The organism is Paenibacillus sp. FSL H8-0548, from assembly GCF_038630985.1.
Taxonomy (GTDB): domain Bacteria; phylum Bacillota; class Bacilli; order Paenibacillales; family Paenibacillaceae; genus Pristimantibacillus.
Genome location: NZ_CP152049.1, coordinates 1,436,635 through 1,459,493, shown reverse-complemented (window position 1 = coordinate 1,459,493; position 22,859 = coordinate 1,436,635). Strand labels below are relative to the sequence as shown.

18 protein-coding genes are annotated in these 22,859 nt (G+C 47.9%); 1 reads left to right on the top strand and 17 read right to left on the bottom strand.

The window, feature by feature from the left end; translation table 11 throughout:
• Positions 1-113: 113 nt before the first annotated feature.
• The 15 genes from MHI37_RS06015 to MHI37_RS05945 form a co-directional block, all read right to left on the bottom strand.
• Positions 114-755, bottom strand: a complete 642-nt coding sequence (locus MHI37_RS06015) for a hypothetical protein (protein WP_076336618.1) — start codon at positions 753-755, stop codon at positions 114-116.
• A gap of 145 nt (positions 756-900) precedes the next feature.
• Complete coding sequence (locus MHI37_RS06010) at positions 901-1,431, bottom strand: type 1 glutamine amidotransferase domain-containing protein (RefSeq protein ID WP_076336617.1); 531 nt, start codon at positions 1,429-1,431, stop codon at positions 901-903.
• Positions 1,432-2,014: 583 nt separating this feature from the next.
• Positions 2,015-2,878: an STM4011 family radical SAM protein gene (locus MHI37_RS06005; protein ID WP_076336616.1), complete on the bottom strand. Its 864-nt coding sequence runs from the start codon at positions 2,876-2,878 to the stop codon at positions 2,015-2,017.
• Entirely contained in the window at positions 2,875-4,197 is a 1,323-nt protein-coding gene (locus MHI37_RS06000) for an STM4012 family radical SAM protein (RefSeq protein WP_256710501.1), read from the bottom strand. Before MHI37_RS06000 ends, MHI37_RS06005 begins: the two co-directional genes overlap by 4 nt.
• A 50-nt stretch (positions 4,198-4,247) precedes the next feature.
• Positions 4,248-5,033 (bottom strand): STM4013/SEN3800 family hydrolase, encoded by a 786-nt coding sequence (locus tag MHI37_RS05995; protein WP_076336614.1) that lies wholly within the window; start codon positions 5,031-5,033, stop codon positions 4,248-4,250.
• Between the two features lie 3 nt (positions 5,034-5,036).
• On the bottom strand, positions 5,037-6,248 hold the full coding sequence (locus MHI37_RS05990) for an STM4014 family protein (protein WP_076336613.1): 1,212 nt from the start codon (positions 6,246-6,248) through the stop codon (positions 5,037-5,039).
• 16 nt (positions 6,249-6,264) lie between these two features.
• Entirely contained in the window at positions 6,265-7,104 is an 840-nt protein-coding gene (locus tag MHI37_RS05985) for an STM4015 family protein (RefSeq protein ID WP_179090198.1), read from the bottom strand.
• A gap of 143 nt (positions 7,105-7,247) precedes the next feature.
• Positions 7,248-9,281 carry an ABC transporter ATP-binding protein gene (locus tag MHI37_RS05980; RefSeq protein WP_076336611.1) on the bottom strand — a complete coding sequence of 678 codons (2,034 nt, stop codon included), beginning with the start codon at positions 9,279-9,281 and terminating at the stop codon, positions 7,248-7,250.
• Positions 9,282-9,296: 15 nt separating this feature from the next.
• On the bottom strand, positions 9,297-10,190 hold the full coding sequence (locus MHI37_RS05975; protein WP_076336610.1) for an ABC transporter permease: 894 nt from the start codon (positions 10,188-10,190) through the stop codon (positions 9,297-9,299).
• An 18-nt stretch (positions 10,191-10,208) separates the two neighbouring features.
• Positions 10,209-11,135, bottom strand: a complete 927-nt coding sequence (locus MHI37_RS05970; protein ID WP_076336609.1) for an ABC transporter permease — start codon at positions 11,133-11,135, stop codon at positions 10,209-10,211.
• Positions 11,136-11,187: 52 nt separating this feature from the next.
• On the bottom strand, positions 11,188-12,858 hold the full coding sequence (locus tag MHI37_RS05965) for an ABC transporter substrate-binding protein (RefSeq protein WP_076336608.1): 1,671 nt from the start codon (positions 12,856-12,858) through the stop codon (positions 11,188-11,190).
• A gap of 26 nt (positions 12,859-12,884) precedes the next feature.
• The gene (locus MHI37_RS05960; protein ID WP_076336607.1) at positions 12,885-14,282 is read right to left on the bottom strand and encodes an LLM class flavin-dependent oxidoreductase; all 1,398 of its coding nucleotides are present in this window, start codon (positions 14,280-14,282) and stop codon (positions 12,885-12,887) included.
• A gap of 241 nt (positions 14,283-14,523) precedes the next feature.
• Entirely contained in the window at positions 14,524-15,375 is an 852-nt protein-coding gene (locus tag MHI37_RS05955; protein ID WP_076336606.1) for an SDR family oxidoreductase, read from the bottom strand.
• A gap of 67 nt (positions 15,376-15,442) precedes the next feature.
• Positions 15,443-15,877, bottom strand: coding sequence for a diguanylate cyclase (locus tag MHI37_RS05950; RefSeq protein ID WP_076336605.1), 435 nt, complete (start codon positions 15,875-15,877; stop codon positions 15,443-15,445).
• Positions 15,878-15,999: 122 nt separating this feature from the next.
• Positions 16,000-18,480 carry a glycosylhydrolase-like jelly roll fold domain-containing protein gene (locus tag MHI37_RS05945; protein ID WP_306010667.1) on the bottom strand — a complete coding sequence of 827 codons (2,481 nt, stop codon included), beginning with the start codon at positions 18,478-18,480 and terminating at the stop codon, positions 16,000-16,002.
• A gap of 202 nt (positions 18,481-18,682) precedes the next feature.
• On the opposite strand from MHI37_RS05945, the gene MHI37_RS05940 reads away from it, so the two are divergent.
• Entirely contained in the window at positions 18,683-19,588 is a 906-nt protein-coding gene (locus tag MHI37_RS05940) for an AraC family transcriptional regulator (protein WP_179090194.1), read from the top strand.
• 1,408 nt (positions 19,589-20,996) lie between these two features.
• On the opposite strand, the gene MHI37_RS05935 is transcribed toward MHI37_RS05940, so the two are convergent.
• Entirely contained in the window at positions 20,997-21,332 is a 336-nt protein-coding gene (locus MHI37_RS05935; protein WP_076336602.1) for a hypothetical protein, read from the bottom strand.
• Between the two features lie 12 nt (positions 21,333-21,344).
• Positions 21,345-22,583 carry a hypothetical protein gene (locus MHI37_RS05930; RefSeq protein WP_144023667.1) on the bottom strand — a complete coding sequence of 413 codons (1,239 nt, stop codon included), beginning with the start codon at positions 22,581-22,583 and terminating at the stop codon, positions 21,345-21,347.
• Between the last annotated feature and the right edge of the window lie 276 nt (positions 22,584-22,859).

Here is a 22,859-nt window from a genome sequence, read left to right as displayed (position 1 = left end):
GGGAAAGAGGTTGTTCTACAATGCGATATGCCTTGTAGAACAACCTCTTTCTCTTGAAATGATAAGCCTTAGTCAGTATGTGCTTAGGGACATTTAGGGGATGCTGGGAAAGCTTAGGTCGTTTGATCCTCTGCTTGCTGCATATGAAACTTATTTAATAAGAAATGAAACCGTTGAAAGTCACTCGAGAGCACCTTTATTTTTCTTTTGAGTCTAAGCCTCTTCTTATGGTCCTGCCCGCCATCCATATACAAATCGATGTTTTTGTCGAGCTTCTCACGGAGTGTCAGGATGATGCCAATCGCAATATGGGATCGCTCCATCTCCTGCAAATCCGCTGCGAGCGCTTCTCCCAAATGATCCATCGTTTGCTGCTGCATATAGAGTGTTTTTTCCAGCGTCATTTGTTCCGGTGTAAAGTCCTCACGGTAATCCTGCCCAGGCACCTGATCCCAGAATGCATGCCAGCCCTCTAATTGTTCAACCTCATATAATAAATATTTGTGAAAGCCGCATAACCATGCCGTACAGCTCGTATTACGCAGCTGACAGCCTACGCCATCGAGCAGATTCCGACAACCGTTGCAGCACGAGCCACTGTTGGCAATGCAAACCTTGCAGATATGATTAGCTCCGAGTTCATTTAAAACTTGCAGACCGCTCTCAATAACATTTGTCCTGCTTACGGTTGAAGAAGTATGCGCGATGGCTCCCTGGGACTTGTCATCTCGTTTATCAAGTGTAATATCGGGCATTCAAGCACGCCCCCCTTAATATTCAAATATGCTTAAAGTATACCCCAACTAAGTGTTCAATGCCATTAAAGTATAAATAGAGCTGCCGTCAGAATACGAATCATTCTGACGGCAGCTCTAGATCGGCTATGTGCCGCAGCTCAAGCTACCACGCATTTACGCCCAGCTTCTCAATGATCTCATGGATAAAGGCAGGCTCATCCTCTGGTGTTCGAGATGTAATTAGATTACGATCAACGACAACCTCTTTATCGACGAATTTCCCGCCTGCGGCTTCTATTTCGGACGAAATGCCAGGATAGGATGTAAGCGTACGTCCTTTGAGCAGACCGGCTGCTTCCAATATTTGCGGACCGTGGCAAATCGCTGCGATCGTTGTACCTGCTTCATCAGCCTCTTTCACGAAAGCTTTTACCTCAGCATTATTCATTAGGTGAGATGGTGATTTTCCACCTGGGATAATAATCGCCGAGTAATCATCTGCGTTCGCCTCACCGATGCCCAAATGAGAAGTATAAGTAATCGTCCCCTGCTTGCCGGTTAGCTTTTCATTACTCTTGAGGCTAATGATGACAGCGTCATGACCGTTTTTGACCATTTCATCATATGGGTTTTGCATCTCGGAATCTTCGAAGTCACTCGCTAGTAAAAATGCAACCTTTTTCGCTTTCGTCATATGCTGCACGCTCCTCTCCATATTCAAACCATATATTACTTTACCCCAAACGAATCGATTTGAAGCATGGTCAGAGGTAGACTGCGAACAGCATGTGCGAGATGCCTCTATAGAGCGAGGAAAATCGTGGCAGGAGACGGTCATTTCGTGCGGATAAGAACACATAGGTGCTTATCACGGCGAAACTGTAGGACTTCTTGGACGATAAGCGCATATGTGTGCTTATGAGCTCTAATTTGTGGCAGGAGACGGTCATTTCGTGCGGATAAGAACACATAGGTTCTTATCGCGGCGAAACAGCAAGATTTCTTGGGCGATAAGCGCATATGTGTGCTTATGAGGTCTAATTTGTGGCAGGAGATGGTCATTTCGTGCGAATAGGAACACATAGGTGCTTATCACGGCGAAACTGTAGGACTTCTTGGGCGATAAGCGCATATGTGTGCTTATGAGCTCTAATTTGTGGCAGGAGACGGTCATTTCGTGCGAATAGGAACACATAGGTGCTTTTGAGATGGTTTTTGTGGCTTTGCTGACTCTCTTGCTTTTTGGGACAGCCCCTTCAACTGCTCGGGGCTGTCGCTCAGCGTGCAAAGCCAGCGGGTATTCGCTCCAGCAAGCTTTTGCCATAAACCTCGTCTAGCTTAAGCTCTGGCATGTGAATATAGCCGATATAACAGCCGCATTTCTTCATCCCGCAAGGACGATCGGCACTGAGGCCCTCCAAGCCGTCCCGATAAAGCTGGCCTATCACCCGTCGATCACTGTAGCATCGCTTGACGATTCCCGACCCCTGTATGTAAAACACATTCGCGCCCGCATCGCATGACTTGCCAAAGCTGTTATAGTCAGGTATGTTAAGCTGGAAAAGAGGATCTATTCGTGATAAATGCGCAATATCTTCCTCCGTATAGTACGCCTTCTGATCTTTAAAAGCATTCACCCACAGGTAGACATCCTCAGGAAGCAGCTTCCTCAGCTCTTCTATAGCAGGGAATGCGCTGCGAATACCAACCGAGCCAACACTAAACGGAATTCGCTGCTCATATAGCTTCATGCACTGGCTAAGAAAGTTTGCTTGCTTCGTCTGCCCAGGATGATACGTAACCCAGAAGGCGGCCTTGCCTCTTGCAAGCTGCTCCGTCCAATCCAACTTAACTGACAGGTTCGTCTGTATCGCTACCTTCGCAACATGAGGCATGTGAGACAGCTCCGTCATAGCTTCTCGATACCAACTATGGACAAGCGCCTCCCCGTACGGATTAAAGAAAATAGAAAGCTCATGGCCTGCCCCCTGCTGCTCTCGCACCCAGCTCATAAAATCCGCGAGCTGCTGCTTATCCTTGGCAAGCGTCTCTTTGCTGTCCGTCGTTTTGCTAAAGGGACAATACGGACAGTCATAGTTGCAGGATGACAGCGCGCCGCGGTAATACAGTGTCGCCTTCATCGGATCACACAGCTGTCCATCAGCTCTCTCACAGCTCCTGAAATAAACTCGTCCCCGATCGCATCCGAATACGCCATTCCGAGCGTGGTCAGCCGCATTACGCCTGATTCAAGCTCTGCCAGCCGTGTGCTCAGCAGCTCCTCTAGATCAGAATGCTCAACCAAAGCATCATGTCCGAAGCGCCCCTCATAAGCAGCAAGCTCAAGCCCTTCTCGGTGCAGAAGGGCTTTCAGAATAAATCTGCGCTTCTGCTCCGCCTCGTTTAGTCTAAAACCATAATCGGCCATATCATAGCGCTCGGAAGCGACATAATTCTCAATAATACTCCGTGTTGCCGCTGCGCTCACGCCATATTTGGAGGCATAATGAACCTCGCGCGTATAGGACCTTGCTCCGCAGCCAAGTCCAGCCATCCCTTCCTCCTGACAGCTAAAGGGCAATATGCTTTTGTGAGTAAAAGTCGTATCCTTAGCAAAGCGCCGCATCGAAAACTGCTTATAGCCCGCTTCCTCCAGCCGTTGACGAGCGATATGATACAGCTCCAAACGAATATCCGTCCCTGCGTTTCGTATTTGCTCCGGCTTTAGGATCGTATTCTCACGTGTGTAGAGCGGGTAAATAAAAATTTCCCCCGGCCCGTAGCTAATCGCCTTCTCTAGTGAATACAGCCATGTAGCCGCGGTTTGACCTGGCAAGCCATAAATAAGATCCAAGTTAACGAGCGGAAAAGCATAACCCATAAGCATCTCGAGCGCATCCTCGGCAAGCCGCGGCTTCTGTGGACGATAAATGGCTGCCGCTTCCTCTTCTACGAAGCTTTGAATGCCCATGCTGACACGGTCAACGAGCCGATCCTTCAGCACTTTCATTCGATCCGCCGTTACCGTCTCAGGCGAGGTTTCAACCGATATGGATGCTGCACTCGGATCAAGTCCCATCGTGAGCTCGGCAATATCGAACAATCGGTTCAGCTGTCCCGCTTCCAGCAGTGTAGGCGTTCCTCCGCCAATCGCAAATCTGGAGAAGGTTCGGTTTTGAAACCACGGCGCCCATTGCTCCGCCTGACGCCCAAGCGCATCAACATACTGCTCGTGAACGTCCAAACGACGATCCGGCAGCGTAAACAAGTTGCAGAAGCCGCAGCGGGCTCCGCAAAAAGGAATATGCATATACAAAAAATGATAATCAGTCTGGTCCTGCTCCCATAGCTCCTTAAGCGACACTGCAGGCTGCAGATCGCGATAAGCAGTCTTATGCGGGTAAGAATACAAATATGAACGGTATGGAGCACGCGTCCAGCGCTGCTCCAGCTCCCGCAGCTCGGGAGAAGTTTGTAGCGATGATGGATGATCCAAGATGTTTCCCCTCCTTAATCCAATAAAAATTCGCGATACGGAACATTCCAGACGACCTCATGCGCCAAGCGATGTCCTTCATAACCATCCTCGCCATAAGCGGTCCCATGATCGGAAAAAGCGAGGCATAATGTTTTCCCTCTTTTACGCATCGCTTCAAATAAAACGCCTAACTGGCTGTCAACATAGCGCAGCGCCGCACGCTGCGTCTCTATAGAGTCCCGCTTCGCACCCTCTACATAATAGTGATTAGGGCCGTGCATTGCCGATATATTTAGAAATAAAAACAGCCTCTCAGACGGATCAGCCTTCTCCAGCAGCTTCAGCGTATGATTCACCTGATGCTCGGTCGAGCGAGGATTGGTTACGCCAAAGATCATCCGCCAATAGCTCTCTCCAAAATAACTCGGGAGCACCTTGGCCAGCTTGTTTTTTTTCGTAAAAAAAATGACGCCTCCGATGCAGATCGTCCGGTACCCCGCCTCCTGCAAGCCGGATATGAGATCCGGAGCGTCAAATAACCATGTATGCGGGTGCGTTTTGAGCCCCGTATTTTTCGTGTGGAATAACCTCACATGCGTTGACTTGTCTGTATTCGCGGGTGTAGGCAGAAAACCACCAAAAAACGCGTGATGGGCCGCATAGGTAAAGCTGCCCGGCGTATGCCGCTTCTCCCATCCTCCATCCCCGCACAGGTTCGGACAATTTGCTTCCTCGAGCTTCGCCACATCATAGCGCAGCGTGTCGAGCGTAATCATCAATATATCGTGGGTGCCCACAATTTGGTTCATATCCAGCATATGCTACGATTCCTTTCTGAGAAGCTGATGCATCTGCCATTCATAGGTGTTCATCCCCTCGTACTCAGCGCCGTACAGCAAATCGCCGAAAGGATTGATGTCGATCGCGTAGGTCATGCCGCTTCCCCGTTTAACGAGCACGTCCACCCCAGCCGTTGAGCTCCCTGGAAAAGCACGAAGCGCCGCTTCCGCTGTAAGTTTCACCGCTTGCTCCACCTCTGTGGATAGAAGCTGGTCAATATCCATTCGCCGCTCATTGCGCAGATGCAGGTTCGTAATGGGCGTGCGGCTCAAACGCAGCACCGTATGGCAGGCCCTGCCGTTCACGACTAGCTGCCGCACGTCGAACGACTTGCTCTCGAAGCTTTCCTTCTCGATCCATCGCTCAATATGCGCTCCTTCCCTGCAAACCCAATCAATAATTCGCCGAATAGAGGACCGCTCTCGATAACGACGAAGCAGTCCCGCGTTGTAGAAGGAGCAGCCGCCTTCACGCTCCTCCATGCCAATCGTCGTAATCGCAAGCTCCTCACCCGTGCGCGGATTGAGCTGGTAAGCGATAACACCCGCGGCTCCCGAGCCGCAGGCAAGCTTAATAAATAGACGCTTCATGCTGCTTGCGCTAATGGCAGCTTGAAGGTCGTCATAATTTTTAATGGATCCAACGGGAGCGGGCAAGGCAGGCATCGGAAGTCCGTGACGAGATAGCTGATGCCAGCAGCTTCTCTTGTCGAACATCCTCGCGATGCTTCCAGGCGTATTCACCCAGCGAACGGATATGCCTGAAACCCTCGTCTCCCTCTGCAGCGCGGCAAGAAACCGGCAGTAGCCGCGATACCACTGAGCAGGATAGAAGATTCGCCCGTGCTCCATAGGAAGCTTGAGTGCCTCCGATGCTGCAATCGAGATATCCTCAGCCAAAGAGCCCGCTGACCAAAACAAATCGTCACCGCTTCGATCCGGCGCACCCCAAGCGATCAGCTCACGTTCAACCGCCTGATGCTCACCTGGCGCGTCAAGGCGAATGATAACCTCTTTGCAGCCTATTAAATTCCGCAGTATATCTTCTATGTACAATGTTCGCTGAAGGAGCTGCTCATATGGAAGAACGATAGCCGGTGCAAGTCCCAGCTTAGTTCTTGCTGCCTGCAGTCCATGCGTCCGTTTATTAGCCGGATTTCCAATGAGTAGAAAAGGAAGCTCTGAATCATTCATCGGAGAACAACCTCCCTTACTCCGTCAGGAATGGGTAGCGCCAATCCTCTTCATCCGATTCTTGTTGGTCCGTCACATCAACAGACAAACCTGATTGCTTCCAGCGCAGCAGCAGCTCATCAGACATATAGTGATAGCTTAGATTCAAATGCTTCAGCTTCTTAACCCGCTCGCTTGCAAGCAATACCTCTCCACCCACATCCGTTAGCGTACCGTAAGACAAATCCAGCGTATCCAATTGATCCAATATAGGCGCAGCCGCAGCCGCAATCGCGATTTCGTCCTGAATTTCACTATCCTTCAAACCCAAGTATTTGAGCTTTGGAAATAAATCACCCTGTAGCAGCGGCAGAACATCATCGATGCCGCCGTCAAAGCCATAGTCCTCTACGCCCAAATAAAGCTCCAGACGCTTCAGCTCAGGCAGGCTTGCACTTGTTATTTCCTCCAGCACAGACTTCGGAAGTCCCCCGCATATCACAACCAGCTCCTCCAGCTTCTCATGAACGAGCGGCTGCAGGCTTAAGTCTTGGCTGCCCTTGATCGACAACGACTGCAGATTAGGAAAAGCGGCAAGCAGCGGGGCAAGGTTTGTCTGATTAATCCAGGAAACCTCACATTCCTCAAAGGTCATATCTCCTATGAATAGTTTCTTTAAGCTCGGAAAGGAATCCTTATGGCTAATCAAGGTGTCCAAAAAACTGTCCGGAGAATTCTCATACGCCTGACCCCAATCCCCAATCGTCAGTATGGAAAGCTGCTGGCTATCCGGGCCCGATGCCAATTTTTCAATAAGATTGGACATCCTTGCGCCTTCTTCATACTCGTCATAGCCTATCGATAAGCGAATTTCAATCAAAAGTATCCCTCCAATTAATTCCATATGGAATTAGGTTACCATGGCGATTTTCAACACGTCAATGGTCCCATAGTAACATCTCGCCTTGCGCCTGCAAAACAAAAAGACTGAGCTGCTCCTAAAAACAGAGCGCTCAGCCTTTAAAGCGGATAATGACATGCTGCCCAGTGCTCAGGAGCGATCTCCGTCAGCTCTGGCTGCTCGTTCTTGCAACGCGCAGTCGCTGCAGGGCAGCGGGTATGAAAGCGGCAGCCTGAGGGGGGACTTGCGGGGGACGGAATTTCACCGCTAATGGCGATAAGCTCTCGCTTGCGCGAAGGATCTGGCCAAGGAATCGAGGCAATCAGCGCCTTCGTATAATGATGCGCAGGATGCGTAAACAGCTCCTCGCTGTCCGCAATCTCAACAAGCTTTCCTAAATACATCACGCCGATTCGATTCGAGATGTGCCTCACGACATGAAGGCCGTGAGCAATAAACAAATAGGTCAGTCCAAGGCTTTGCTGCAAATCCTGCATCAAATTCACAATTTGCGCTTGCACGGAAACGTCAAGCGCCGATACCGCTTCATCAGCCAGTACAAACGAGGGCTTAAGCGCGATCGCTCTCGCTATCCCTATACGCTGCCGCTGTCCCCCGGAAAACTCATGAGGGAAGCGATCATGCCAGGATGGATTAAGTCCAACGACATGCAGCAGCTCCTCCACCCGGGAGCGTTTCTCCGCCGCGCTCTGCGAGGTATGTATAGACAGCGGCTCTCCAATAATATCGCCGACTCGCCAGCGGGGATTCATGGAGCCGAAAGGGTCCTGAAATATCATCTGCATATCTTTGCGTACATCATGCAGCTGCGATGGCTTCATTTCGGTTAACGGATTTCCCGCAAACCGCACCTTGCCCGCTGTTGCTTTCTCCAACTGCATGATGACCCTCCCAAGCGTCGATTTGCCGCTCCCTGATTCGCCCACCAAGCCAAACGTTTCTCCCTTGCGTATTTGGAAGGATACATCATCAACCGCACGGATAGCAGATGCTTGACGAGAAAGCACACTTTTGCCAAGCGGATAATATTTTTTCAACCCTTCGATTTCAAAAAGATTTGCTGCCCGGCTTCTCGGGCCGATCACGAGGCGATCCTGTGATTCCTCGACAAGTTCCACACTTGCCTTGGAAGGGTTAGCACCTGCCCATGCCTGAGACTCTGCCAGCTCTTCTGCATACCAGCAAGCAGCCTGACGATCATTAACAGTGAGGAGCGGCGGATTTTCCTTCTCGCATTTCTCCGTCGCATGAGGACAGCGCGGATGAAAGCGGCAGCCCGTCGGCAGCTCGAATAAATTCGGAATACTGCCTTCGATTGAGAATAGCTTAGCGCCTCGATCGCTATCGAGCGTCGTCACCGAACGAAGCAAGCCCTGTGTGTAGGGATGATGAGGCAGCTCGAACAGCTGTGCAGCCGTAGCTTGCTCAACAACCTGTCCAGCGTACATGACAATGATGCGATCAGCCATCTCAGCTGCAATACCCATATCATGCGTGATCAGCAGAATAGACATATTAAATTCCTGCTTAAGCTCCTGCAGCAGCTGTAATATTTGCGCTTGGATCGTCATATCCAGCGCCGTTGTCGGCTCGTCTGCGATGAGCAGCTCCGGGCCGCAGGCAAGAGCCATCGCAATCATCGCACGCTGGAGCATGCCCCCTGACAGCTCGCCGGGGTATTGCTTCATTCGCAGCTCCGGCTCAGGGATGCCAACGCGGCGCAATAGATGAATCGCACGCTCTGCAGCCTTCTCTCTGCCGCTTATTTTATGACCGACTATGACCTCGATAATTTGACTCCCGATGGTGAACACCGGATCAAAGGCGGACATAGGCTCTTGAAATACCATCGCCATTTTCTTGCCGCGCAGCAATCGCATATTGCTTTGTGGAGACCTTACCAAATCAACGCCATCCAGCTTCATCTCTCCGCTTGCAATAACTCCGTTCTCATAATCGATCAGACGCATGACCGATTTGGAGGTAATCGTCTTGCCGCTCCCGGATTCGCCGACCAAACAGACGGTCTCACCTGGCTGCATGCTCAGCGATACGTCCGAAATAGCGGTCAGCCAGCCTTTTGGCGTGGCAAACTTGACGGTTAGATGCTCGATTTCAAGCAATGCTTTCAAATGAATGTCTCCTCCTTAAAGCCTGCTTTTTTTCGGATCGATATGGTCTCTCAGCTTGTCGCCCATTAGGTTCACCGACAATACTAGCAGCGTAATCGCCAGACCTGGGAAGGTGGACATCCACCATGCGACAGTCAAATAGCTTCTCCCCTGTGACAGCAGCGTACCCCAGTCTGGAATTTCCTTAATAACGCCTAGTCCAAGGAAGCTTAGCCCTGATCCTACAAGGATGGATGTGCCTAAACCAATCGTTGCCATAACGAGCAGCGGCGACCAAGCATTCGGAAGCACATGGCGGAAAAAAATCCGCAAATGTCCCGCTCCAACCGAACGCGCCGCCATAATGAACGGACGCCCTTTAATACTAATGATTTGACCGCGAAATACTCTCGCATATCCAGGAACGGATGATAAAGCAACCGCCAATACGACATTGGTCAGACTTGGCCCCATCGCTGCCGCAATCGCAAGAGCGAACAAAATTCCAGGAATGGTCATTAACACCTCGATGAAACCCATAATGATCGTATCGAAAATACCGCCAAGAAAGCCTGATAGCGCTCCAATCGAAGCTCCTAGCAATCCGCCGATCATAACCGATGCCAGACCGATCAAGAGCGAATCACGACTTCCGTATACAACAACGCTAAACACATCACGACCGTAATAATCGGTTCCAAAAAAATGGGTTAGGCTTGGCGGCAGCATAATGTCCGTCATGACCATTTCGGTAGGTGAATATGGCGCGATCTGGGCTGGAATAAGCGCGCACAAAATAATGAAAATAACGACAAAGCCTGCGGTATAAACGAGCAGATTGGATACATTCAGCTTGGCCGTTTGCGGTGCCAAGCGGCGCGATGCCTTCTCCCTCGGCCAGGCCGTCTTGGCAACTGCGGTCTCCTTCATGCTAAATTCCCCCCTTGCCTATTGCGAACGTCTAACTCTCGGATCTATGATCCGATAGGAGAGATCCACAATTAAATTAATAATGACGTACATAATCGCCGAGAAGAAAACAACACCCTGAACGACAGGCAAATCCTTGGACATGAGCGCATCTGAAATCACTCTGCCAATTCCTTGTCTGGAAAATACCGTTTCAATAACTACAGTCCCAGCTAATAGATCTCCGCTAAGGACGCCGATCATCGTTAACGCGGGTATAAGCGCATTTCGCAGCGCATGCCGATACATCACCAGCTTCTCCGATATCCCCTTCGCTCTTAGCGTCACGATAAAGGGCTCATTAATGACCTCAAGCATGCTGTTGCGCACCAATCGAACGACAAAGCCTGCCCCAACGATGCCTAGTCCAATTGACGGGAGCACAAGCGTCTTCCAACCCTCTGAGCCCATTGCAGGAAACCAGTCGAGCGTAATGGAAAAGAGGAGGATGAGCAAAATACCTGACCAGAAGGTTGGCATCGATATGCCGAACAATCCGACCACTCTTGCCGTAATGTCGATCCAGCGGTCACGATGGATCGCCGACAGCACGCCAAGCCAAATACCGACCACAGCAGCGATAAGGCAGCTCGCAGCCGTTAGAGCAAGCGTTGCCGGCAAATGGGCAATGATTTTGGGCAGCACAGGGTCGTCGTTTACAATCGATTTGCCGAAATCCCCCTGTAAAACCTTGCTCACATAGGAACCAAACTGCTCATAAAGCGGCCGATCTACCCCGAGCTGCGCACGCAGGCTCGCAAGCACCTCGGGCGTCACCGTGCTCGGATCGACCATGGACATGACCGGATCTCCCGGCAGCAAATAGACGATCACAAATACGAGCACAAGCGATCCGAGAATAACCAATAGGGAGGTAAACAACCGTATACTTATCGTTTTGAGCATGACTTACCTCCTGAACGTTTTTATCCTGCGTTTCCGTGCACAGCTGCATCCCTTATTTTTGAATGAACGCATCATTAAACAGCGGATAAGCTAAGGAATCAAACTTTATATCTGTAACTGACTTTGAAGCGGCGATCGTATACGGGAATACATAAATCGGAATAATGACTGCCTGCTCGATAATCGCCTTCTGAACGTTTGCGTAAAGCTCTTGACGCTTAACGGGGTCCTTCTCGATCAGCCCTTGATCAATCCAGCTATCCACCTCGGTATTTTTGTAACCTGGAAGGTTTTGCTTCCCAGAAACGTTAACTGCCGATGAGTGATAGAAGGAACGCAAAGCTTCCGGATCAGAATTCACTTGACTGTTGCCATAAATATCATAATTGCCATTCTCATAGACGACGGTACGTACATCCTTCGTAATTTCCACTTCAACCGTAACGCCGATTTGCTTCAGCTGCTGCTGAATAATTGCCGCAATGTCATTTCTTTTCTCGCGATTAGGCGAGCCGTCCACATAATGAAGCGTAAGCTTCTTGCCGTCTTTCGTACGGATGCCATCAGCGCCAAGCACATAGCCAAGCTCATCAAGCAGTGCATTTGCCTTGTCTAAATCAGGCTTCACGCCACCCTCAAGCGACTTATCATAACCGAAGGTGCCTGGCGTAAGCGGTGACCATGCCCGGTCATAGGTGCCGAGATACAAGGTTTTGACGATCGCATCCACATCAATGGCCGTCTGCAGCGCCTGTCTAGCCTTCAATTCATTCCATGGCGCCTTACTTTGATTGATAAATAAAGTGTACGGCAGGCCCTGCGTATTCGATTGGAACAATTGAAGCTTCTCATCCTTCTTCAGTGCGAGAATGTTTTGCGGTGGAATCGTTTCGCCTGCGAGCACCTGGCCGCTCTGCACGCTTCCGATTCGGGTAGCCTCCTCAGGTACAATCTTGAACACGACTTTATCCAAATAAGGAGCTTCCTTGTTTTCCACTAGCGGCGGCGCCCATTTGTAGTCTGGATTGCGCTCAACTGTAATTTGCGAGTTTTCTTCCCAGCTTACAAACTTGAACGGGCCGGTGCCTACCGGATTTTTACCAAGCTGGTCACCATATTTTTGCGCTGCGGTAGGCGATACGATACTTACCAGCGCTTGACTGAGATTACCGAGAAAGGCATTGGAGGGCGTCTCCAAATTCAGCTTTATCGTGTACTCGTCAAGCACCTCGGCAGATTTATAAGGTCTAATCAAAGCCGCTGAGTTAGCCGCCTTCGTCTCAGGATTCAATATCCGGTCGTAGTTGTACTTAACAGCCTCCGCATTAAACGGAGTTCCATCATGAAATTTCACATCCTGACGGAGCTTAAACGTGTAGCTCTTGCCATCCTCTGAAACGGTCCACTCCTCAGCCAGCCAAGGCTGTATGCTGCCGTCAGGGAGTTGGGCGACTAGACTGTCGTGAATCGTCCGAATGGCGCGAACAGCGACTGCTAGCCCGCTGCGATGCGGATCGAGCGTATCGGGCGACGTTGCCAGCGCATAGGTCAGTTCTCCGCCTTTGGCAGGCTCTGACGCTGCTGCTGTATTGGTTTCGGAGACAGAAGCAGCGCCATCGCTAGTGCTGCTTCCTTTATTCGTACCTGCACAGCCGCTCAGCACCAATATTAGTGCGGTAGTGAGTGCAATCATAATTTTCAAACTGCTTCGTTTTTTCAACATGTTAAGCTCCCCCGTTTCTTCTTAAGTTAGATGGTTTTCGTTACTTCTGCTGCCGCCGCCTCAGCCTCGGCAATCTCCGCAGGCACACCCAATTGCTTATTTCTTTGCTCGGTGTAGCGGTTAACTGGTATCGCTAGGCCCAAGTTGCCACGCAGCGTGTCCGCTTCATATTCGGTCCGGAACAAGCCGCGCTGCTGCAGTACAGGAATAACGAACTCTACAAATTCATCCAGCCCCGTAGGCACGCCCGCTCCGATAATAAAGCCATCGGATGCACCTTGCTCGAACCATTCTTGAATGAGATCAGCAACCTTCTCAGGCGTTCCGATAAACGGAGTTCTAGGCGTTGCCGACCGCTGAGCCACTTGACGCAAAGTTAAGCTCTGCTCCTTCGCTTCCCTTTTAATTTTGTCCGTTGTGCTTTGAAAGCTGTTTTTCCCGAGCTCGCCCAGCTCAGGAAACGGCCCGTCCAGCGGATATTGCTTGAAGTCATGATGCTCGAAAAACCGTCCCAGATTATCCAGCGCATTGTCAATGCTGATCAAGCCAGCTACTTCCTCATATTTCCGTTCTGCTTCCTCAGCTGTTGCTCCAACAATAACCCCTATGCCGGGAAAAATAAGAATGTCCTCAGGCGAGCGTCCCAGCTCTACTGCTCTGCGCTTCACATCCTGATAGAATGCTTTCGCTTCCTCAAGCGTTTCATGACCCGTGAACACTGCATCCGCAGAAGCGGCTGCCAGATTCCTTCCTCTGTCTGACGAACCGGCTTGGAACACGACCGGCTGACCCTGCTTCGATCTTGCAATATTAAGCGGCCCCTTGACGGAAAAAAACTCTCCCTCATGATTTAAGGCATGAAGCTTGCTTTCATCAAAAAATACGCCGGTTTCCTTATTGCGGACAAACGCATCATCCTCCCAGGAATCCCATAGCCCGCGAGCAACCTTCAAATACTCGGCAGCTATACGGTAACGCTTGCTGTGGTCTGGATGCTCATCAAGGGGAAGCCCGTAATTAAGCGCTGTGCCTTCAAGTGGAGACGTGACAACATTCCAGCCGGCTCTTCCTCCGCTAATATGATCAAGAGAAGAAAATTGTCTTGCTACGGTGAAGGGCTGGCTGTAAGAAGTCGATAATGTGCCAACCAATCCGATTTTGGAGGTGACAGCGCCCAGCCCAGACAAAATGGTAATTGGCTCAAACCGATTCAAGAAATGCGGATTGGATTTTTCATTGATATAAAGACCGTCAGCTATAAATAAAAAATCAAACTTCCCTTCCTCTGCTTTAATCGCCTGCTGCTTGTAAAAATTGAAGTTCACGCTAGCATCCGCAACCGCATCAGGATGTCTCCAGCCTGCCAAATTGCCTCCAGCGCCATGTAATATAGCACCTAATCTTAGTTTTCTTTGCTCCGCCATAATCTCTCCACCCTTCATTTGATCATCAATTTCATGCATACTAAATAATTCAAATAGGTTTTATCGGAATTACGTTGAGATGAGTCTATCACCTGCGTCCAAACACAGTCAATGACTTCCATAATAGATAAATTCTATATCTACATTCAATAATTCAATGCGGTCGCTTACTTTACAGAAGAAGGGGTGGAATAGAGGGGGACAGCTTGTCCCCTGATGTTTTTATTAGTGAGGATATGATTTAGTGAAGTGCTTTGCGGAGAACCCATTCGATTAGGCGCCAGGGGAGAAGTTTTTTCATGAGAAAAATCATTTTGGCATCACTGCCGCAGGTATAACGCAGCTTTGGATTTCGGGCTTTGCATATTTTCACAATTGTATTGGCTACATGGATAGGGTCAGGAGCGTTTTTCTCTGATTTTCTGTTAAACTCGTTGAAACGCTTAATCATCTTCTTGTAAGGTGAATCTGGATGGCTGCGGTACACATGCTTGGCTGAAATGCCCGTGTTGTAAGTGCCTAGCTGGACGAGCACCACAGGTATCGAGAACGGCAGCAGCTCCAAACGCAGTGCCTCGCTAAAGCCTTCCATTGCGAATTTAGAAGCGGAGTAAGGACCAGTATTGGAAAAGCCTATGATGCCAGCACCGCTGCTGACATTAATGATTTTCCCTTGCTTGCGGACTCTCATATGAGGCAGCACCGCTTTGGTGACAGCGACCATGCCGAAAAAATTAGTCTCCAGCTGAGCTCGCCAATCGGCCATCGGCACCTCCTCAATGACACCCATGACCGCATAGCCCGCATTATTTACTAGCACATCAATCTGCCCCCAGCGCTCCATTACGGCTTGAACGACGTCGGTTACATTCTGATGGTCAGTAATGTCTAGCTTCATAATTTCCAAATGCGCAAGTACACCGTTTTCTTCTGCTTTGGCAAGAATGCTCTCTTCTTTTCCCCTATCCCGCATCGTTGCTATGACACGATAACCCTCCTGTGCCAAGCGAATAGAGGTGAGTAAGCCAAACCCGCTGGAGGCTCCTGTTACTAGAGCGATAGGACGGTTTGTTTGATTTGCGACTTCTATCATCTTCATACCCCCCTTCCATTATCGTTCAAATGAAGCTCGATCTTATGGTTACTATCTATTACAGGCATCAAGTCATTTTCTCTAAAATTTTATAATCTGATGTTTTATGAATATCGATATCAAATTCATTTGCAAATGTTTCTAATTCATTGAATACATTTGTTGGATTGAACAACGATATTCGCATATTCCAAGCTTTTTCCACTCTTACTATTGCTAACTTTGTTTTCCAATTTGCACGCTTAAACACGATTTTATTTATGTCTTTGGGCTTAACCATTTTTTGATACACTTTAAATCCAAACATGTATGTTTTATAGGTTAAGGTATCTTTATCTATAACAAATTCATATCTAATAAAAAGTGTGAGAAACGAATAAATGATAGTAAGAAGTGCCAAAAACACCACCACTTTGGATTGAGATCCTTGAACGAATAATAAAATCCCTAAAAGTAAAGGAGGAAAGATAATAGCTTTTTGAGTAGTAGCTTTAAATAACATAAACTCTCCTCCTACTATAAAGTAATGTTTTCCCGCTCATTCTTAGGATTTCAACTTTGACAGATTAAGAGGTGCTGGAGGAATATGTAGTCTTCACCACATAGAAAACTCCTCCAACATCGTTACTTCCGTACACCATTAAGCTGTACAGGTCCAATTAGACCGGATGTATACGACTTGCCGTCGTAAAGGTTGGCTAAGCTGTTCGTTACCGCTACCTTTAGCTCGTTCGCTCCTAGCTTTAAATAGTCTCCAATGTCAAATACATAAGGACTCCACATACGCACTCCCACTTCCTGGCCATTGACCCACAGCCGTGCCAGTTCATGAGCCTCGCCAAGATCAAGCTTGACGTCGGCCCAAGCGGACGGATCATTGAGCTCAAAGCTTTTCTCATACGTAACGATACCGGAATAATGCTTCATGCCAACCCATTCCGTCCAGGAGCAAAGTGCCGGGAGTTCATCGCTCACCAGTCCTTTAACAACACGCCAATCGGTTGACAACTCCATAATTGCAACGGCCTCACCTGGTTCACATTCCATTCCACCCTGCTCGATATTCGGGTCTACGGCGATAATCAAACATCCCCGGCGCTCGATGCTTATATGGAGCCTCTGTCCTTCCATAGACTGTTCGACTCTTGCCCGTTGAATTCCTCCTGTCCAAGGCAACCAACATTCCGTATAACCGGAGCGATTCATCACAAGCGTTCCCTCGTAACCTACTTCGCCTTCATTCACGATAACGTAGAACAGGATGCCATTCTTCGTTGCCTGGCTGATCCGGATGTAATCCGCTGCAGGCTCAAGATGAGTATCTTTGCCGAGCGTGCGTTCCAGCAACTCCGGTATTTCTTCCTCGTGGCAAACCTGAACCTGGCCGATGTCATTCGTTATTTGAGCGTCATCAGAAAGCTCGATGACCAATCCGCCCTGTTCGGCAAATGTTTGAAGCATCCGCCAACTGTCCGGCGTCAACCGCTTGCCATCCTCGACCAATACCGCCTTGTAGCGGTAACCGGCAATCGACAATATCCCATCCTTACATTCGGTGGAACTACATAGCAGGCTTTCTTCCAGATAATTAAACTCGAACTGCCCTTCGTACAGTGGTTTGACGATTCTCCATGGAAGTTCGGCAAACCCGGCGATAACCGCCGTTTCCGCACCGTTTCGGCCGTCGGTCATCAGCCAGCTCATCCGCTTGATATATCTTGCAAATTGAGCATAATCCTGCCACCATATATTATTCGGTCCCACATCCGGCGGCCGTTCATCCCTGCGTTCTCCGCTAATAGAGTAATAGAAGGCATGCGGGACGATCAGATTGACGCCTCTGACGAACAGCCAGTCCAGATACCACTTCATATTGTCGGCGCTGAGCGACCAACCACCTTCGATTCCGCAGACACCGAAGCTTTCATTCATATTTCTCCGTTTGCCGCGATGGCGCGCTGAGTCCGACGAGCACTTGCCCATGGTGCTGTGCATGCCTGTCACCGCTTTTCCTGCCTCCGGCGCAACATATCTCCAGACCACATCTTGTCCCGGTATATGAAAATGCTCCAACAGCCCGATATCGTTGCTCGCTGCCGGGTGACCGGTCAGACCAATCCCGTGAGCTTCGCACCAATCAGCCAACGCTTTATAATACGTCCGGGCCAGTCGATTGCGGATTACCGTTTCATATGCTTCGCGGATCATTGCCGTCGTTTCTCCGGTCTCGAACCAAAGCACCGCCAAATCCTGTTCCCGGCTCCCGCCCTTCAGATATTCATTCATAAAGCCTCGGGTCCAGGGCTTTAATCCCTTCAAATGACAGCGCCCGAGCAAATCCGGCTCATCCGTAAACATGGCAATAACTGTGGTTCCGAAAAAGCGGCTCAGCTTCTTGTAATACGTTTCATGCGTCAACCTGATGAAGGTCTGGACCGCATCGGGATTTAATAAGTCAGCAGCCAAAGGAGTGTCGTACTCGCCGTCGTCCTGACCTGGATGAACCCCCCGGATGGTCCCCTTGGAAGGGGTCTCAATGAACAATAGGACCGACCAATCACCCGAAAGCGAGGGGGCAAACCGAATACTGTCCTCCTCGGGACGAAGCACAAGGGTGCTCTCGGCATCAATCTCTCCCCCGGAAAGCTTGCGGACCGCAAGAGCGGAAACCAGGTTTTCCTCCGAGAGCAGCTCAACCGGTATTCGAACAGGTTCTCCGCTCACCAAACAAGGATATTCCTTCATTTGCAGACCACGGCTGGCGTAATCTATGTTCTCCTTCACGACCATTCCACAGGCAGAGCCGGAAGGATACATGCCTTCATCATAAAGAATGACCCTCATGCCCAGTTTATTCGCTTCGGTCACAGCTAATTCGACAAGCTCCATATAAGGCTCCGACAGATAAGGCATCGATCGGGGCAGACCCATCCGCGGATGAATGACGAAGCCGTCCACTTCCTTCGCGTGGAAGTCATGAATTTGTCCGGTGATTTCCTCTGCTGATAGCTCGTCATTCCAGAACCAAAACGGAAGCGGGCTAAATTCAGCCGGTGGGTTGATAAATTCCCTCTTTAAAGCATTCATTTTGTGCAAACTGTTCACATCGTTATCCCCTATTCATGTAATATGCAATCAGACTGCCTTAAGATAAAATGTTTGGCCGTATGGGTTAAGACATTTCATTTTCTTCCTGCTTGTAATCGTTTTTATTACATTATAAAATGAGATTGAGTCCAATATTACTGGCGATTCTGACTTTTATAGTGATATTTCGGACATTATTTGTATGATATATGGAGAGATAATGATGGCGATTCAACGCACAATCGACATGTCCAAAGGCGATAAATATTTTCGTACCGATGTTCCCATTTTTGTAAATCGGGCGATTGAAGCTTTCGATAAGATCGAACATCGGCACGATTTTCTTGAAATCAGCTATGTGGGGGAAGGTTCCGGCACTCATTATATCGGCGATCTGGCATTGCAAGTACATCAAGGAGACGTTTTCCTTATTCCTGTCGGAGTCTCCCACATATTCCGTCCTGCTACCACATCGTCTAGCCGGCCACTCGTCGTCTACAACTGCGTGATGGCTCTAGAACCGATTAGACCGCTGCTGCAGAGCTTCCCCGGAGGGGGCGCGCTTGCGACGGTGCTGGATGAAGCCGATTGGAGACATTACCGCGATGCGTTTGGTGAATTCCGAAGGCTATTTCTTAAGCTGTATGACGTATACACAACCAAGCGGTCAGGCTGGAGCACCGAACTGCACTTGGCCGTACTTGAGCTGCTTCTTTACCTTCACCGCTACCGGGACGAGGCGTCGGATACTGTACAGAAAGCCGTTTCACCAGATATGGAAATGGCGCTCCATATCATCCATAATCGTTTTCATTCCCCCATCACATTAAAGGAAGCAGCCGAACTGTCTGCACTTGGGGAGCGGCAATTTTATCGAAAATTCAAAAGCCGAACCGGCATGTCATTTATCGATTACGTCCAATCGGTCCGGATCGAGGAAGCATGCCGACTGCTCCTTACGTCCGACCGCAAAGTCGCGGACATTGCTTCCTCCGTCGGCTATCAGGATATTACATTTTTCAATAGACTGTTCCGAAAAAAAACAGGTCTCTCACCCAGGGAGTATAGGAAAGAAACTGGCCAAGCGCATGAGCGCATTCCTTGGCAGATAAACGATATCCCCTAAAACAAACTCCTTTAGGATCGGAAGTCCCTCCTTCATCGATGCGGGCTCTGACTTCGGGTGGTGTTGTGTTGCGCAACTCTAGACGCAACGTCAACGTAGATATCGCACAGCGAATCCGAGCAAAGCGCTCTGCATTGGACTTTGAGCGATAGGAGTCTGAAACTTTCACTTTGACCTTAGCCATACGGATGTCACGCTCTGCTTGATTATTATCGAATGGAACGCGGGCATCTCGAATAAAGCGGAGTATAGCTTCTTTGTGAAGCTGAAATCTCTGCCCTAAGTTGGTGGCTTTGCTCTTTTTCTTTCTTCCTTTCGTACGTACTTGCTCCGTTATTCCTGGATCTGCCCATTCGTGATAGCCATCAGCAAGAATGTCATCATAGCGCTCTTCCATTTTTCAACGAATTTCGGACTATATTAGAGTGCAGGGTGGCTAGCCTTACAACGTTGCCAAACTTTTATATGTTGACTGGTCGTCACCAGATTGCTTTCATACATCGTAGTCATCGTTGCAAGTGTCAGTTAAGTTGCGGACAAAGTTCTATTGCATAGCACCTTTACTATAGTTGTCGTGCTATCCATCTTGAAAGGTGCGATTTTTTCTTTCTCAGTATCACTATCGTTATATGGTATTTTACAGTTGCGAGTACTTCCGAAAAAAATGCAGATAACAAAGGTAACAAAAAAACAGGTCAATCATGGTGTTATCTGACCATAATCGACCTGTTTTGTGTACGGGTATTAAATGGGTTAAGTCTGTTATTGGTTGAATGGTGGATTCATTCTGCAATGTGTAGCCACAACCTAAATTCATAATTACAACTTTTCTACTTACTCATTGCTTGGTCTACAAGCCACTGTCGAGCTCTTTGTCTCTAAGCATGATCGGGTGTTCAATAGTGCCAATATTAATACTTTTTATAAAAGCTTCGCTTACCGAGAAGCTGTAAATGAACATGCTGCTGCTGCGCTAGACGTGTTTGAAGCGGAGTAGGGCAAGAAATATCCCTATATTGTTCGCTCTTGGAGAACTAACTCGACAGAGCTCACAGCCTTCTTTCAGTACCTTCATGAAGAAATGGACTGGAAGAGTACAGGGCTCGGGACAAATCATCCTACAGCTCTCCATACACTTTGGGGAACGCATCACCCCCTACATCCACTGATTATTTAAATTGAGTTTACACAAAAGATTTGACAGACTCCCAATCACATGGATAAGGAAACCCTATTTTCTTCGTACAGCAGACTCATGATCCAAGTACAAAGAAACCGTCTCCTTTTAAATGGTAGTCGCAATTCCATTTTACTAAGAGACAGTTTCTTTTTGTTTTATATTAGTGATAATAGACTGTACCCAGCCATATTTTATGGCTTTTGAGAAGTCCCTCTATTAAGTGAGTCTTTATAATTTCCAAGGTACTTTAGGGAATTTATATCTAAAGTAAACTTCTCCTTCTTCCTTCAAGTATATCCAGGGCGGGATTTCCGGAGTATCATTAGCCTTGAATAACTTCATGTTACTATCACTTAACCTATATTCTTCTAGCTGGTTAGATTGTAATCGAACTTTTCCATTATACGACATCCTATCACCATTAATCTTTAATGCCGGTGCTCCTGCGATAGCTCTATAAGTGTTATTAATTATGCCCACATTACCAGTTAAATATATGACCGAGTCTATCAGTACTAGTAATAAAATAATCAACAAGATCAAACTAATTTTATTTTTCACCATTTATATGAGCTCCTACGGAGTTTTTACCCACGTTACAACGTTTGTATTCCAGCTTCCATACTTAACATAGAAATTAGTGGACGTATCACTCTGCCAATTGTTTTTCACCACAAGATATTTAGAATTTGATTCATACCAAGATCGCACAAATTCTTTATAACCTACTACAGTTACAGTATGATCACCAAAATAATTTTGACTCCAATAACTTTGAAGTGTTGGATTTCCAGTCGATACTCGTATTTTCCAAGCAGAATAGTCAGGGAATAATCCATTCTGTACCTCAGCATTAGGCCTGCCATTATTTCTAAAGTAGGTTTGTAATCCATCATCAATATTATAATGATCAGTAATACCCGTACCGCTGCTTGTTTGAGTAGTTCCCATTGTAGTGCGCAATGCCATTACAATATTCGCTTGGTTATTTGTCGGATTCAGAGAAGGATAAGTATTAGCATACCATTTTACGATATTCGATCCCGCAGTTGGTGAACATCCAGTCGATTGATTAACACCGCCCGTTGTGGTGTAGTGCCATTGTTTCTGATTTGCAACACCATCGATATAATACTTATCAATGCTATTGTAACCAGACTCCCAGGTCGAAGGATCGATATTTGTAACTCCATCACTTGGATTACTTTGACCTGGGCTACCTAAAGGAATGCTCATAATATGAGCCCATTTTTGACGGTTAATGGGATCTTCTTTTTGAGGAATAGGATAACTTTCACTCTTCACTGAATCGTAAATGTGTTGAGACTCATCAATGATAATTTCAGATCCATCAGCTTTGTTAATTTTAATGCCAAACTTAAGACCCCCAAACCAAACTACTTCTTTAGTAGCAGTCCTAATTTCTTGAAAATCCTTTATATTGGTGGCTTCCTCTGAATTAATTGATTGTCCATCTGTCGCCCACAACATTATTGGCTCGTCATCGAGAAAAGCACTCACCATTACAAAGCCTTCTGCTGTCTTTTCATTATCTATAATGTCTACCAAGTAAGCAACATGTTTTCCAGACGGATCATATACCTTGACTGGTTCCTTTAACTTTGTATCTTTTGACCAAGTTGTCTCTTTGTTTAATACCAACTCGTCTAAAATAATTGCAGCAGCTGCTTGTTGAGCTGCAATTGAATCAACTCTAGAAGCTTCTTCTCCTCCTTTAGCCCATGTAATAGAGCCCATCATTGAAATTAACATTGTAATACAAAGTACTGATCCAAAGAACTTTTTCAACATCATGTCATCATCCTTTCACCATAATTTTTGGAAACATTTCTAACTATATCCTTTTCATTCCACTTACTCAATATCGAATAATGTCGATTTATAAGTTAATCCACAAGTCCTACTGAACATATCGATTTTTATGTGCTTTCCTTCGAGTTGCTATACAGCCTTCAAGTTGTTCGCTGGTGAGTGTACTAGACTAACTGAGCTTTTGCTAAATAAACGCTTTGCTTTTCTGCAACGTGATTTGCGTCGCAACCATTGACACGATACAGAATAAAACCCTTG

Bases quoted from the DNA above. Each gene is read 5' to 3' on its own strand.
- MHI37_RS05940 (WP_179090194.1), top strand. From the start codon at position 18,683: ATGATGGCGATTCAACGCACAATCGACATGTCCAAAGGCGATAAATAT.
- MHI37_RS05935 (WP_076336602.1), bottom strand. From the start codon at position 21,332: ATGGTGAAAAATAAAATTAGTTTGATCTTGTTGATTATTTTATTACTA.
- MHI37_RS05970 (WP_076336609.1), bottom strand. From the start codon at position 11,135: ATGCTCAAAACGATAAGTATACGGTTGTTTACCTCCCTATTGGTTATT.
- MHI37_RS06010 (WP_076336617.1), bottom strand. From the start codon at position 1,431: ATGACGAAAGCGAAAAAGGTTGCATTTTTACTAGCGAGTGACTTCGAA.
- MHI37_RS05990 (WP_076336613.1), bottom strand. From the start codon at position 6,248: ATGAATGATTCAGAGCTTCCTTTTCTACTCATTGGAAATCCGGCTAAT.
- MHI37_RS05950 (WP_076336605.1), bottom strand. From the start codon at position 15,877: ATGTTATTTAAAGCTACTACTCAAAAAGCTATTATCTTTCCTCCTTTA.
- MHI37_RS05965 (WP_076336608.1), bottom strand. From the start codon at position 12,858: ATGTTGAAAAAACGAAGCAGTTTGAAAATTATGATTGCACTCACTACC.
- MHI37_RS05995 (WP_076336614.1), bottom strand. From the start codon at position 5,033: ATGCTGGATATGAACCAAATTGTGGGCACCCACGATATATTGATGATT.
- MHI37_RS05955 (WP_076336606.1), bottom strand. From the start codon at position 15,375: ATGATAGAAGTCGCAAATCAAACAAACCGTCCTATCGCTCTAGTAACA.
- MHI37_RS05975 (WP_076336610.1), bottom strand. From the start codon at position 10,190: ATGAAGGAGACCGCAGTTGCCAAGACGGCCTGGCCGAGGGAGAAGGCA.
- MHI37_RS06015 (WP_076336618.1), bottom strand. From the start codon at position 755: ATGCCCGATATTACACTTGATAAACGAGATGACAAGTCCCAGGGAGCC.
- MHI37_RS05960 (WP_076336607.1), bottom strand. From the start codon at position 14,282: ATGGCGGAGCAAAGAAAACTAAGATTAGGTGCTATATTACATGGCGCT.
- MHI37_RS05930 (WP_144023667.1), bottom strand. From the start codon at position 22,583: ATGATGTTGAAAAAGTTCTTTGGATCAGTACTTTGTATTACAATGTTA.
- MHI37_RS06005 (WP_076336616.1), bottom strand. From the start codon at position 2,878: ATGAAGGCGACACTGTATTACCGCGGCGCGCTGTCATCCTGCAACTAT.